Annotated in this window: 12 protein-coding genes, 1 pseudogene and 1 riboswitch; of the genes and pseudogenes, 4 read left to right on the forward strand and 9 right to left on the reverse strand. The window is 45.0% G+C overall.

What is annotated here, in order from left to right; all coding sequences use genetic code 11:
- Window positions 1–28 precede the first annotated feature (28 nt).
- From HUN05_19695 to HUN05_19705, 3 genes are read right to left on the reverse strand one after another with little or no spacing between them, the layout of a single operon-like run.
- Window positions 29–400, reverse strand: a complete 372-nt coding sequence (locus HUN05_19695; GenBank protein WDP87076.1) for a response regulator — start codon at window positions 398–400, stop codon at window positions 29–31.
- A 42-nt stretch (window positions 401–442) separates the two neighbouring features.
- Complete coding sequence (locus tag HUN05_19700) at window positions 443–829, reverse strand: response regulator (protein ID WDP87077.1); 387 nt, start codon at window positions 827–829, stop codon at window positions 443–445.
- Window positions 792–2,471, reverse strand: a complete 1,680-nt coding sequence (locus HUN05_19705) for a response regulator (GenBank protein ID WDP87078.1) — start codon at window positions 2,469–2,471, stop codon at window positions 792–794. The genes HUN05_19700 and HUN05_19705 overlap by 38 nt, the downstream gene beginning before the upstream one ends.
- 325 nt (window positions 2,472–2,796) lie before the next feature.
- Here HUN05_19705 and HUN05_19710 point away from each other — a divergent pair, with 325 nt between their 5' ends.
- Entirely contained in the window at window positions 2,797–3,030 is a 234-nt protein-coding gene (locus tag HUN05_19710; protein WDP87079.1) for a hypothetical protein, read from the forward strand.
- A 349-nt stretch (window positions 3,031–3,379) separates the two neighbouring features.
- Window positions 3,380–3,559: riboswitch (cobalamin riboswitch) on the reverse strand.
- A gap of 100 nt (window positions 3,560–3,659) precedes the next feature.
- Here HUN05_19710 and HUN05_19715 read toward each other — a convergent pair.
- From HUN05_19715 to HUN05_19730, 4 genes are all read right to left on the reverse strand, one after another.
- Window positions 3,660–4,181: a PadR family transcriptional regulator gene (locus tag HUN05_19715; protein WDP87080.1), complete on the reverse strand. Its 522-nt coding sequence runs from the start codon at window positions 4,179–4,181 to the stop codon at window positions 3,660–3,662.
- Between the two features lie 144 nt (window positions 4,182–4,325).
- Window positions 4,326–5,402 carry a 4Fe-4S dicluster domain-containing protein gene (locus HUN05_19720; GenBank protein WDP87081.1) on the reverse strand — a complete coding sequence of 359 codons (1,077 nt, stop codon included), beginning with the start codon at window positions 5,400–5,402 and terminating at the stop codon, window positions 4,326–4,328.
- 326 nt (window positions 5,403–5,728) lie between these two features.
- The gene (locus HUN05_19725; protein WDP87082.1) at window positions 5,729–6,418 is read right to left on the reverse strand and encodes a transporter substrate-binding domain-containing protein; all 690 of its coding nucleotides are present in this window, start codon (window positions 6,416–6,418) and stop codon (window positions 5,729–5,731) included.
- 315 nt (window positions 6,419–6,733) lie between these two features.
- Window positions 6,734–7,159 (reverse strand): hypothetical protein, encoded by a 426-nt coding sequence (locus tag HUN05_19730; protein WDP87083.1) that lies wholly within the window; start codon window positions 7,157–7,159, stop codon window positions 6,734–6,736.
- 332 nt (window positions 7,160–7,491) lie between these two features.
- Here HUN05_19730 and HUN05_19735 point away from each other — a divergent pair, with 332 nt between their 5' ends.
- Window positions 7,492–7,965, forward strand: a complete 474-nt coding sequence (locus tag HUN05_19735; GenBank protein ID WDP87084.1) for a hypothetical protein — start codon at window positions 7,492–7,494, stop codon at window positions 7,963–7,965.
- Entirely contained in the window at window positions 7,953–8,408 is a 456-nt protein-coding gene (locus HUN05_19740; protein WDP87085.1) for a hypothetical protein, read from the forward strand. Before HUN05_19735 ends, HUN05_19740 begins: the two co-directional genes overlap by 13 nt.
- A gap of 7 nt (window positions 8,409–8,415) precedes the next feature.
- Here HUN05_19740 and HUN05_19745 read toward each other — a convergent pair.
- Window positions 8,416–9,627 (reverse strand): annotated as a pseudogene (locus tag HUN05_19745) (IS256 family transposase).
- A gap of 532 nt (window positions 9,628–10,159) precedes the next feature.
- Between HUN05_19745 and HUN05_19750 the strand changes: the two are divergent.
- Complete coding sequence (locus HUN05_19750) at window positions 10,160–11,329, forward strand: IS4 family transposase (GenBank protein WDP88152.1); 1,170 nt, start codon at window positions 10,160–10,162, stop codon at window positions 11,327–11,329.
- A 128-nt stretch (window positions 11,330–11,457) separates the two neighbouring features.
- Here HUN05_19750 and HUN05_19755 read toward each other — a convergent pair whose 3' ends face one another.
- The gene (locus HUN05_19755) at window positions 11,458–13,017 is read right to left on the reverse strand and encodes a DUF4445 domain-containing protein (GenBank protein ID WDP88153.1); all 1,560 of its coding nucleotides are present in this window, start codon (window positions 13,015–13,017) and stop codon (window positions 11,458–11,460) included.

Raw genomic sequence — 13,017 nt, forward strand, 5'->3', positions numbered from 1 at the left:
CAAGCTGTCCTCGTTTTATTTGGGTCTGTTATTGTTTAAGGGCATCAAGAATGATATTCAAATCTTTGACCGGTTTGATCAATACATCTTCCTTGGTAATACCTAAGGCCAAAACCGCTTCAGGGGGGGTATAATCAGCGGATCCCGTATGGATGACAAATTTCATTCTTTGACTGATGCGCCTTGCTTGGAGCATAAAACAATTTCCGTCCTCGCCCGGAAGCCTTATATCCACCACGGCCGCATCCACATCATGTTTTTTCACCAATTCCAGAGCAGATTCCGTACTTTCCGCGCAAAGCACCCGGTGGCCTTCGTCTTCAAGGAAGGAGGCAATACTCTGACGAATACTTTGTTCATCATCAAGAATAATAAACAACTTTTCTTCAAATTGAACCATAAGTCTTCCTCAAATTTAAACATCTGCTCGTCATCTCCAGGATTAGACGGCCTGGGGGTTGAGCAGCATTTGTATGTCCCTGGACAATAAATCCACGGTAACCGGTTTCATGACAAACCGCTGGATCCCTGCCTTGACAACCGCCTCATTGTTGATAGAGGCCGCATATCCGGAACAGAGAATCACCAGCAGATCAGGCCAGATGTCCATCATTTCCCGGGCCAGTTCAATGCCTGTCATTTCAGGCATGGTCTGGTCGGTTACCACAAGGTCGATATCCTGGTAACAGGTTTTAAAATATTCAAGGGCCTGGGTACTCGAGGTAAAAACATCCACCTGATACCCTAAAATTTCAAACCCCTCCTTGCACATGGCGGCAATATCATGGTCATCATCCACCACCAGAAGGTGTTCGCCTCTGCCAACCATGCCCCCCCCCTTTGATCTTGGAGAGCTCTGCTTTTTCTTTTTCCGCTTTAACCGCAGGAATAAAAACAGAAAAACAGCTGCCCTGCCCCGGCTGGGTTTTAACCTGGATCTCCCCCTGGCAGGACTGAATAATGCTATAGGCCGTTGCCAGGCCAAGGCCGGTGCCTTTGCCGTCCTCTTTGGTTGTAAAATAAGGATCAAATATTCGTTCCACAACATCCTCGGTCATGCCGCACCCCGTATCGCAGACCTCAAGAATCAGATAGGTGCCTGCCCCCGTGGACAGATTCGGGTAGGCCAGCATATCCGCCGGGGTCAACTCAGCCTGGCGAAGTTCGACAATCAGTTCCCCCCCGGTGTCTTCCATGGCATGGTAGGCATTGGTGCACAGGTTCATCACCACCTGGTGAATCTGGGTGGGATCGGCCAGGACAGCATCACAATTTCTATCAATTTTATCAATAATACGGATGGTTGACGGAATGGAGCCTCGCAGGAGTTTAATGACCTCTCTGATCACCGGGTGCAGTTTTATTCTGCGTTTTTCCTCTTCTATGCCCCGGTTAAAGGTCAGCACCTGGCCCCGGTTAAAGGTCAGCACCTGGCTGACCAGGTCGGCAGCCCTGAGGGCAGCCTTTTGAATTTTTTCACTCCGTTCAAATACCGGGCTCCCGGTTTCAGCCGTGCGCATAATCATATCGGCATACCCCAAAACCGGGCTTAAAATATTGTTCAGGTCATGGGCAATCCCCCCTGCCAATGTCCCGATCGCTTCCATCTTCTGGGCCTTGCGCAATTGTTTTTCCAGGCTCAGCCACCGCTGTTCTGCCTGTTTTTTCTCGGTGATATCCAAAAGGGAGGCCACCAGCCGGCCGGTGCCTGGAATCAGGCCAAGGCTGACATAAACAAATTTTATCCCGTCCGTGGCTGACATAATTTTTAACTCATATTGTAAAATAGTATCCGTCCATGGCTTTTTCCTTTTTTGAGTTTCAAGAAGATTGGCCATGATATCCACATCCTGTTCAGAAACAAAATCCTGCCATTTCTTTTGACCCTCAATATCTTTCCGGTCCATTCCAACAATCTGGGCAAACTTCGAGTTGACCATGGATACGGTATTGTCCGGTTCAATAATAATGGCCGCTCCGGTATGCTCAAACACAGCCTTATAACGCTGCTCGCTTTTTTCAAGCGCCACGGTCCGCTCCTGGACCAGTTCCTCCAGCCGCTCCTGGTATTCCCTGTTTTCTTTTTTAAGGCGGCTCTCCTTAAGACATTTTTCAATGGCATGCTTTAATACATCCATATCTTGAATGGGTTTGAAAATATAGTCCCAGGCCCCGAGCCGAAGCGCCTCAACAACCGAGGTCATATTTCCTGTGCCCGAGGCCACCACCAGGGGGGTCTCCGGTGACCGGGCTTTTAAAATTTCAAGCGCTTGAAGCCCGTCCATCTCAGGCATCCTCAAATCCAAAAGCACAAGATCCGGCAGTTCCCTGTCAAAAACCTCAATCCCTTTTTGGCCATTTTCTGCCTCAAAAACAATATACCCGTAATCCTCCAGATAGGTTCGGATACTTTGACGTATATAAAACTCATCATCAATGGTCAAAATCTTAAACAGATTGTCCTGTTCCAAAACACCAGCCTTTAAATTTTCTTATGGGTTTTCTATGAATTTATTTCCCGGTTGTATCTCTTGGTGTATATCAAACATTATTTCTTTAGTAAAAAGAATGTCAAGCAATTATAGCTTAAACAGGAAAAAATGTATTCATAAATGATCTTTTCCCTGATTTAATCTTTTACAATCTTAAAAGTTCCATTGGCCCCTGTTAAGAAGAAACAGATGCCATGGCCTGAAATCAGGCAGACCCTCTTGACTTTGCTTGACAGCGCCATATCACCAGGCGTATGGTTTGTCCGGCAATCAAATATCAATTGTAATCGGTTGAGGATACACAATGAAAGGACCATATAAATTATTTTGCGAATATGTTCATTGCTGTGGAAAAAAGACCCTGGAACTGGGGGTCGCCCAGACAGAATCCATTGCCAAACAATGGATCAAGGAACAAACCCAGAACAGGAAACGTCCCAAGCTGCCTCTGGACGATTTAATCCGGACCTGCCCTGTGAACCATTGTCCGGCAAAACGTCAATTTCCAAGATATGATTATTGTCCCATGGACAGATAACCTTGGTCTTCCCGGGTCCTGGAATGGCAAACCAGGACCCGGGAGAACAAGGATGTTACATGTCCGGCAATGAAAGCCGAATCGTCTGCCGGGCCGCAAGGCCGCGACAACCCAAGGCAGTCAGTCAGGAGATAAAGGCGGCATAAATGCCCTAAACTGCCTTGCAGCCAACCTGCCCTTTGTCACGACAGCCTGAATCATCATGAAAAAAAAGCCGGTCAAGCCTTTTTCCTCTGCGGCCGAATCCAGAATTTTAAAATAAAAAATCCCCAAACCGCAAAACTTACGATCCAGGGATGTCCCTTTTTTATCCTTAAGATCAAACTGGTCACCGTCGTGCCGCGCACGGTTTCCATATGCATTATCCGGCAGGTCTTCTGACTCTCGGATCATCCACCTGCTGCGCCTTCCCATTATAATAACAGTGGCCTATCTCCAGCAGATGTCCCCGATCACAGCGGCGGGCCCGTTTCCGATTCTCACGAAATTCCCTATTAAGCCGTCAGGCACCAGATAAATATGTTCCTCCTTGCTACAAATCCACGCAACAAAAGTCAAGACTAATTTTATTTCCTGATGATTTGCCCGGGATCATGGTAAAAAAAACGTCACCCAATGCGTGACATCCATCAGCGTTCACCCGGGGGGAGCGTTGAAAGCATGTCACGAAAGCTTTGGGCCAAAAAATGATAATACCGGATTCCAAATGCCAAGGTGTTCTTTTTCCACGGCTCCATATCATAGTGGGAAAACCGCTCTTGAATCGCCTCAAGGGCCTGTACCTGATCCTTTAATTCCTGGGTATGCACCTTGAGCTGTGCCTTTATTTTACTGTCTTCAAGATGATCAAAAAAGAAAACCTTGAGCAGGGCCTCGTCCCGGATACGCTCTATTTTTGGGGTGATTTCCAGCCAGTCCAGAAAGGCTTTTTCCCCTTCATCCGTCAAGGCATATACCTTGTTGAGTTTTCCATTTTTAACCTTCTGGCTCAGCCGGACCCTGCCCTGGGCTTCCAATTTTTTAAATTTGGGATAAATGCTGCTGAACCCGATATTGAAAAAATAGTGAGTACTGTTTTCCATATATTTTTTAATCTCATAACCAGTTTTCTCTCCATCCATGAGAAATCCGAGCAGCATCATCTCAATCATTTTATCCCCAAGGCTTTAAATTTCTTAAACTCTTTTTTAAACAAAAAGCGATAAAACACCTTAGCGTCAAACAGGAACATATCCTCCTGTCCCATTGAACAGGAGGATCAAACATTGGCCCCCCATCCAAAGGCGGCCAGACTATTACATTTTAAGGGGAACCAAAGAGGTTCCCCTTTTTTGAGCCGTAATGGACATAAGCTCCTGGCCGCTTGCCGGAGGCGGCGTATGGCGGTTTTTGGGCTTTTCCTCCAGCCCGATTGCGTCCACAGGACAGGTGGTGACGCAAAGGCCGCATCCAATACACCGTGCCGTATCCACCCTTGCGGTTTCTTCAAATTCAATGGCATTCATCTGGCACCGGTCCAGGCAAATTTCGCATCCGGAGCAGGCTTCCGGGTCAACCGCTGCCCAGTAGCGGTTATAAACCAAATCTCCGGGATTGGGTTGACGGTTGAGCGCACGAAGTACACCGCAACAGTCTCCACAGCAGTTGCACATGCCTCCGGGGTTCACCATATTGGCCGGCTGATTCACCAGCCCGGCGGCTTCGCATTTTTCCAGAATGGCAAATGCCTCTTGTTTACCGATATAACGGCCCATTTTATTTTCCACATAGTAATCCGCGTGGGAACCGAACATCATGCAGACCTCTTTAGGCTTGTCACACCCCTTATCAAGAAGTCCCTGCTGAGTCCGGCAGATGCAGTTGGCCACGGCAATTTTATCTTTCCCGCTGATAATGGCCTTGGCATCCTCGTAGGCCGCCACCTGATTGACCACGTTCACGGACTTGCCTACGGGAATGGTTCTCAGGGGCACCACATTGTCTGCCATGCCCTCCAAAAAGACCTCTTCCATGTACCTGTCAGTCAGCTCGGCAAATTCTTTGTCCATGCGCCCCAGCTGAAACTCATAGGATCCGATAACAAAAGGAATCGCAGAATACCGTTTATTCCCGTCCTTGACATGGCGGAAAAGCAGTCCCCGCTTTGCCATGGCCTCTAATTTTTCAGCACTCTCTTCCAAAGGGCGATGGGTTCTTTGGGCAAAGGCTTCGGGCGCTTCTAAAAGCATGGAAAGATCCAGGTATATTTCAGCATCCTCTATAGTGAACAATTTTTCCAGAATCTTTAATTCCACCCCGGACTTGCTGGCTGGAAATCCCGTTGAATACTGGTCCATTTGCTCCCGAAGCCGATGATAAATTTGCGCTGCCATCTTTTTCTCCTTGCACATGAAATTTTGATAAAAAAATCGTTTGCCAGCAACTGACAATCGAATTTTGCCAATCCCAAACATATATCAATGTGATATATATCTATGTATACTTTGTGTCAACCGTTTTACCCCCTTGATTTTCCCACGGCCAGATCATGCCTATAAAAAATATATCGTTAAGGTCACAGCACCGGTCTGTGGCAATTTTGGTATATTCATAAGCCTTTTTACGGATCACCATAGGAAAGGGATGATAATCTAATAAAGGTACTAAGACAGATCGCTAACCCGCGAGAAGATTGACCATGATGGACAGGGCAAAAAGATTATTCACGTCCCATGATCCGGGCTATTGTTCCATCTGTTTTCATTTCCCGGATCACCTTATTTATTCTTGGAATCACCGCTCGCGCGGGTGATTGTTTTGAAAATGCGAAATAAAACTTGTCTTGGCAAAAATCGTTGGGAACCACTTTAAATTTTGTTTTATCGATTGTTCCTGAAATAAGAAGCGGCGCTATTAAAATTTCTGATTCGACAAAGCAGTCAAAACGGCCCACAGCTAATTTTTTAAAGTTCAGTTCAATCGTTGCAGCATAATCTGTTTTAATCTCATACCTGTCAATTGCATTTTCAAAATCTTCACAATGTCGATAACCGCTAACCAAGCCAATGGTATAGGGTTTCAGATCTGAAAAAAAAGAAAAAACCGCTGGCGCCTGTTTGTCCGCTGAAAAATAGACCGCGAGTCCTGTGGTAATGACAGACTCGATATATTCCAAAAATTCAGCGCGTTCTTTTCTGAAGTATATGAATGGTACACCGTCGCCTTTACCATTTTTCATATTGGAAATCACCCGCTTCCACGGATACTCCTCTATGGAATACTCAAGGTTGATGCGATTGAATATCTCTCGGGTGATTTTATCCATGACTTGATTTCGGACACTGGTATGGAGAATGATTTTTTGAATGTCCCAGGCAAAAGCTGCATCCTTGAGCCCCATGAACAGCATGGAAACAGCGGCAATTATCATAAGTGATCGGCTGAATACCTTTTTTTTGAATCATTAATTTTGTTAAAGAATACGGCTGGTTTTAACATAGTCACCCAATGCTTTGTGAAGGTGTTCATTCATCTGCAAAAATGTTCGATGCCTCAAGATTTTAAAAGCTGCGCATAAAAAACACTGATGCCTCATCCCATGATCATCACCCCCATTGGAAAATAGGGGTGATGATACAACCTGAATTTTAAAAAAATAAGGTGTTTCAGCCCAATTTTCTAAAGGATTAAATCTGTCAGGGGATTTTGCTCATACGACCCGCACTCATTGTTTTTTGATTATTTTCGGGTGTAGCCCAGGCTTTTTTAACGCTCTTTTATAAAACACATAGAATTCTGTATATGTTTTCTTTTTCACAGCAACCACTTTGGCCTCTTTGACCGGATGCTTGTAGGCCCCGATACCCCCGAGAAAATTTTTAATATCATTCGGGTCAGTGGCCTTTTTCCATCCCCATCCACCGGTTGCTTTTCCTGTATTGGTTGAACAGTAAAAAACAAGAAATTCTAAATAACCACCGTGATTGACCGCCGTAATCTCGGCCTCTGTTATCGTTTGGTGATACGGTGCTTTACTGTTTAAAAAATTCATTACATCGTCAGGATCAGTCGTTTTTTTCCACCCCCAAGCATACCCCTGAGTCGTTGAAAGACAAATAGCAAGCAATAGGGCAAATGAGATTCTATTCATTTTAACTCCATTTTTTAAAAATTATACTATTTTATCCAAGGTGATGCTGAACGCTATGATTGGAGGATATCCTTACCCTGCTCAAAAAAGCAAGTATAAAAAGAATAGGTTACCCATCCGGGCAATGATAAAAAAACACAAAATTAAAAAGCTCATCCAGGGTTTTCCTGATGAATTAATGGCCTGACAGAGGAGTGGAAAATGATGTATTGGACTGAATGGATTGTTGGAAAAGCTATGGACTTAAAGAACAGCCTGGCTTATGTTGCCATTGTGGAAATAAGAATAACTCATGAATCTGGTTGGACGTGATCTCAAAGGAGATTTCTTCAATGAAGCCAATTACAAAAGGGAGAGGTGAAAATAATTTTTCATTATATTTTCCGTTTTCAGTTCTTGATGGAGTTGAACCTCTGGATATAGAAAGTTTGATCCTACAACTAAGCCATCATTTTTCCACAAGGATTGAAATAAAAGCAGTAGAAAGAAAAGATTTAGATATCCTCAAATTGTCAATTTTTTCATCTTATGAGAAGGCTGTCGAGGCTTTTAATGAACTGAAGAGAATCTTTCTTTATTTGTCAATTGAGAGTGATATTGCAATTTACTTTGAAGATTCTTTAATAGAGCTCATGGAACCATTTGGTCATTTCCTAAAAAGCTGGGAAGATGGCGTTCGAGCAGGATGGGAGGCAGATAAAAAAGAGGGACTTATTCTTATTGATGGAGTAGCACACATACTGAACCCAATTATTGTTTCAGAACAAAAAAAATTATTGATACAGGGGCCTTTTTGGGTAGGGTAAATAAATCTATAAAATCTAATTTATTCAGTCAGGCCGTTAACTTCTCAAGAAATACGAGGATTGATCATCCGGACGAAAAAGCAAGACTGGCGGCAAAAGCATATATGAATGCGTTTTCAAACCAAAACAGAGCGTTAAAATTTTTAAGTTTAGTAACATGCCTGGAGATATTGGCTGATCGAAAAGAGAAAAATAAAGTGTTTAAAAATGTTGTAGATTCTTCAATTGAGATGATAAAAAAAATAGTTGTCTCAAATCAAGAAGAGAAGGAGGCAATTCGGGAATGTTCAGAATTCTGTGTCACGGTTTCGGTTCCCGGATCTGCCTCAGCGCCAGCGGAAGTAAAAGTCAGGTCCGAGAATGGGCCTTCAATCAGCCACGTCGGAGGAGTTGACTTTTGCTGGAGTGGAGTTCCTGGAACCATCTTTTCCATCTGTAAATAAATCCCTATCAAATTCCCAGCTCTTTATCCAGCCGGCCTTCAAAGAAAATTGCCAACTGGGAAATTGTCAGTGACCAGTTTTGAACCGGCATTGTCCATTTCTTACTGGCGTTCTGGATCCCCATGTAAAGCAGCTTTAACAGGCTGTCCTGGTTAGGAAACGATCCCTTTGTTTTGGTCAGTTTTCGAAACTGTCGATGCACAGCCTCAATGGTATTTGTGGTGTATATTATCCGTCGGATCTCTTCTGGATATTTAAAGAAATGACTGAGGCGCTCCCAGTTGTTCCGCCAGGATTTTATCACAATCGGGTATTTGTCATTCCATTTATTTTCCAAGATATCCAGTTCTTCTTCGGCCAGATCCTTATTGACCGCTTTATAAACACGTTTTAGATCTGCCATAAATTCCTTTTTATTTTTGGAACCAACGTATTTCAATGAATTTCGGATCTGGTGGACTACGCAGAGTTGAACTTCTGTGTCCGGGAATATGGTCTCAATGGCCTCGGGAAAACCTTTTAGACCATCAACACAGGCAATCAGGATATCTTTTACCCCTCGGTTTGAAAGGTCTGTTAACACCTGCAGCCAGAAGTTCGCACCCTCATTCTCGGATATGTACAGCCCAAGAACCTCTTTGCGGCCCTCGATATTCACCCCAAGAATTGTGTAAACGGCTTTGCTGCCGACCTTTCCGTTTTCTCGTACTTTATAATGTATGGCATCAAGCCATACGATTGGGTACACATTTTCCAACGGCCTGGCCTGCCATTCTTTGACGGTATGGATGATTTTATCGGTAATGGTGCTCAGAGTGGCATTTGAAATCTCAAGTCCATAGATTTCCTGTAAATGGGAAGCCATATCATTATAACTCATGCCCAGGCCGTAAAGGGCTATTATCTTTCTTTCAATTTCATCGCTGAGCGTTGTCTGATGTTTTTTGACGATCTGTGGAGAGAAGGTTCCGGCCCTGTCACGCGGGGTTTCCAGCTCAAATTTACCATCCAGGGATTTAATGGTCTTTTTGCTTTTTCCATTACGGCGGTTGGCAGAAACTTCCTGCCCGAGATGGGACTCCAACTATCCTTCAAGAGCAGCTTCAGCAAGATTTTTGATTAATGATGTAAGGACGCCGCCCTTACCTGTGAAGGGTTTACCTTCCTGAATACCTTTAAGAGCTTTTTGAAAATCAAATTCGGTGTTGTCTTCGGTCATGTCAGTTCTCCTTATTTAGCTGAGTATATCAGCTTTGATTCAACTGACACAGAATTTTGAACGCCCTCTCAACATCCCCAATGAGGTGACTAAAAGAAAGGTGATGAGTATTAGCCTGACAACCATTTAATTCCCTGCAATCATTTAAATTCATCAATGCGATTCTGGCATTCGTTTCATTTTTAACAAATGTCGACATGTGCATGAATATTTTTATCAGTTTCAGCCAACATTTCAAAGCCACAGCATCTTGTCTGTGATTCGAATTTTTGGGGCTCAACGGTAAAAAAACTGAAGATTATCCTTACCCGGGTCCTGAATGCAAGGGGAAAAATCATACCCTGCTAAATTAATTTAAAAATCAAACCTGAATCATCAATAAAATTCAACTGTCCATTTTTTTTCAGTAGTGTCCGGTTAGGTTGTTGCATATAAAAAGCATCTAAAATCATTGAAAAAACAGTCTGTTTTGTGTTGACAAATGTGCGTAAAAATTTTTGTGCGCCTTGAAAATTTAACTCAAGGAGCTCAAATGACGCACATCTCAGTCCCTAAAAAACAACTACGGTCCCTGAACTTTGACAATTTCAGGTGCCCTCTGATAAAGTCACTTTCAAAAGCACCGGAATTACAATCTCGAGGAGACCGCCCTTTAAAAATGACATTCGAAGACCAGATAAATGCTTTGGTTTATTTCCATCTTCAGGAGCACAAGTCTGCCCGACATTTAATTCAGGATCTCAAGGAGAATGTTTTTGCTAAAGAAAATATTGCGCCAGACGGTGGTATCAGCCGTAGTAGTTTCTGTGAAGCCATCAATCACAGGGGACTCGAACAACTGCAATTTATCTTTGAGGATCTTTATAAACAGGCTCTTGAGTGTCATCCGGGTGAACACGCCGAGTTAGGAGAGTTGGTTTCCATTGACGGTAGTCTCATAAATGCAGTCCTTTCAATGCACTGGGCGAACTACAGAAAAGGAAGTAAAAAAGCCAAAGTACATTGCGGATTTGACATTAATCACGGAATCCCAAACAAAATCTTTTTGACTGAAGGCAACGGCGCTGAACGCACTTTTGTTCCCAAAATACTTTCCAAGGGGCAAACAGGTGTTATGGATCGTGGATATCAATCCCATAAAGAATTTGACCTGCTTCAGGAGCAAGGCAAACATTTTGTCTGCCGTATAAAAACCAGGACAACAAGAACAATTATTGATAACCACGAGACCCCTTCCGACAGCTACATTTTTTATGATGCACTGGTTAAACTTGGTACTCCGAATCAAAACCAGACGAAAAGGCCTGTTCGGGTTGTTGGCTATAAAATTGCTGGCGTCAAATACTATGTGGCAACTGACAGGCATGATTTAACAGCGGAACAAATAGCAACAATTTATAAACTCCGGTGGACCATTGAGGATTTTTTCAAATGGTGGAAAGAACATCTGAAGGTATATCATCTCATTGCCCGCAGTGAATACGGCCTTATGGTTCAGATTCTTGGCGGCCTTATCACTTACCTGTTACTGGCAATCCATTGCCAAAAACAGTTTAATGAAAAGGTCACGATCAAAAGAGTTCGGCAGCTGCGAACCACCATTCTAAATGACCTGTTTGGCTGCGAGGAGCAGGGCTCTCATAGTTCAAACAGGGACAATATTGTCAAAGATCAAAAAATTATTGAGCAAGCAAAAACCTAACCGGACATCACTGCATTTTTTTTAGCATAAATTTCTGACCGCACCTGCCAGAGGGGATCAAAGGTTTAACAGAATAGATCCCCTGACAAAAAATGCCTTCCTAAATTAACCCGGATCATCCGAGCAGATCAGGGCACCGAAGGAAATCGAGACCTGTCTGTATGGGGGTAGAACTTGGCCCCTGAAAACATGTTCATGAATTCCTGGTTCACGTTGAGCTCAATATAGGTGATGGTCTCCCTGATGGCCATGACCCTGGGAAACACGTCCGGATCGGTGAGCATGAGAGCGGCCCCGCCCAGAGAAGAGTTGCCCAGGACCTTGAACACGGACCTGTCCAGGTCCGGAAGCATGCCGATGGAGATGGCCGATTCAGGGTTGATGAACGATCCAAAGGTGCCGGCCACATAAAAGGTGTTCAGATCCTCAAATTCAAGGCCTGAGGTATTTTTAACAATCACCTCCAAGATGGTGTACATGGCAGCCTTGGAAGAGGTCAAAGAGTTGAGATCCACCTGGGTAAGGCAGATGGGACGGCCTGTGCCTGAACTTTCAGCCTTGACCAGGACAAAGGTTGGAACCTCTTCTTGAACGATCAGACGGTCCTGGCAGATTTCAGGATCAAACTTACCCCGGATATCAATCATGCCGGAGAGAAAAAGGGCGGCAGCCAGGTCAATCATGCCTGATCCGCAGATGCCCACAGGGGGCTTTTCTTCAATGGTATGCACCTGGACCTTCCGGGTGTCAGGATCAATGAACACCCGGTCAATGACCCCGGGTCCTGCGGTCATGCCCATCTTGCTCACCCCGCCTTCCAGGGCAGGTCCTGCTGCCCCGGCACAGGCAATGAGCCAGTCCTTGGATCCCACCACAATTTCGGCATTGGTGCCCACATCCACCACCAGGCAGGGATCCTGCTTTTTATCCAGATCGGCAAAAACAATACCGGCCAGCAAATCCCCCCCAAAATAGGACCCGATATTGGGGAATAAAAAGGCCAGACCAGAAGGACGAATCTCAAGGCCAAGGGAGGCAGCCTCTGTGGTATCCGGGATATTGACGCAGGGAATATAAGGTTCTTTGATAATTTCAAAGGATTCAATCCCCAAAAACAAATGGGTCATGGCGGTATTGCCGGCACCTGCCACCAAAAAAATATCATTGGGGCTGGATCCGATTTCCCTGGAAAGCAGGCCCAGATGATGATTCACCCCCTGGACCACAAGGGCCTGGAGTTCTTCAAGCCCGCCCGGCGTATTGGAGTGATGAATCCGGGCCAGCACATCCGGGCCAATTTTGGCCTGGGGATTGTCAAACCCCTGTTCCCCCAGGGTCTGGCCTGTCTCCAGGTCCACCAGACGGATCACAATCCGGGTGGTGCCAAGATCAATGGCCGCCCCGAGCACGGGCCGGTCATGGTCCGGGGGTAAAAGATCCACCAGCCGCCAGGAGCGCCTGTCCCGGAACACCACGGCACGGGCCTTAAATCCCCATTGTCTGAGGCGGGAGGGCAGATGTTTAAGCAGGTGCCAGGGGATATGCACAGGACAGGCGTGGACCCGGCCTGCTTGCGCCTGTCCCAAGGCCTTTTCCAGGGCCATCTCAAGACGCTGGCTGTCTGAAATATTGTTTCCCAGGACCGGTTTTTCCACCTCAATTTCTCTGACATATCCCAAGCCCTTCAT

This window comes from Desulfobacter sp. (assembly GCA_028768545.1).
Taxonomy (GTDB): Bacteria; Desulfobacterota; Desulfobacteria; order Desulfobacterales; family Desulfobacteraceae; genus Desulfobacter.

Bases quoted from the DNA above. Each gene is read 5' to 3' on its own strand.
- HUN05_19695 (WDP87076.1), bottom strand. From the start codon at position 400: ATGGTTCAATTTGAAGAAAAGTTGTTTATTATTCTTGATGATGAACAA.
- HUN05_19700 (WDP87077.1), bottom strand. From the start codon at position 829: ATGGTTGGCAGAGGCGAACACCTTCTGGTGGTGGATGATGACCATGAT.
- HUN05_19710 (WDP87079.1), top strand. From the start codon at position 2,797: ATGAAAGGACCATATAAATTATTTTGCGAATATGTTCATTGCTGTGGA.
- HUN05_19715 (WDP87080.1), bottom strand. From the start codon at position 4,181: ATGATTGAGATGATGCTGCTCGGATTTCTCATGGATGGAGAGAAAACT.
- HUN05_19720 (WDP87081.1), bottom strand. From the start codon at position 5,402: ATGGCAGCGCAAATTTATCATCGGCTTCGGGAGCAAATGGACCAGTAT.
- HUN05_19725 (WDP87082.1), bottom strand. From the start codon at position 6,418: ATGCTGTTCATGGGGCTCAAGGATGCAGCTTTTGCCTGGGACATTCAA.
- HUN05_19730 (WDP87083.1), bottom strand. From the start codon at position 7,159: ATGAATAGAATCTCATTTGCCCTATTGCTTGCTATTTGTCTTTCAACG.
- HUN05_19735 (WDP87084.1), top strand. From the start codon at position 7,492: ATGAAGCCAATTACAAAAGGGAGAGGTGAAAATAATTTTTCATTATAT.
- HUN05_19750 (WDP88152.1), top strand. From the start codon at position 10,160: ATGACGCACATCTCAGTCCCTAAAAAACAACTACGGTCCCTGAACTTT.
- HUN05_19755 (WDP88153.1), bottom strand. From the start codon at position 13,017: ATGAAGGGCTTGGGATATGTCAGAGAAATTGAGGTGGAAAAACCGGTC.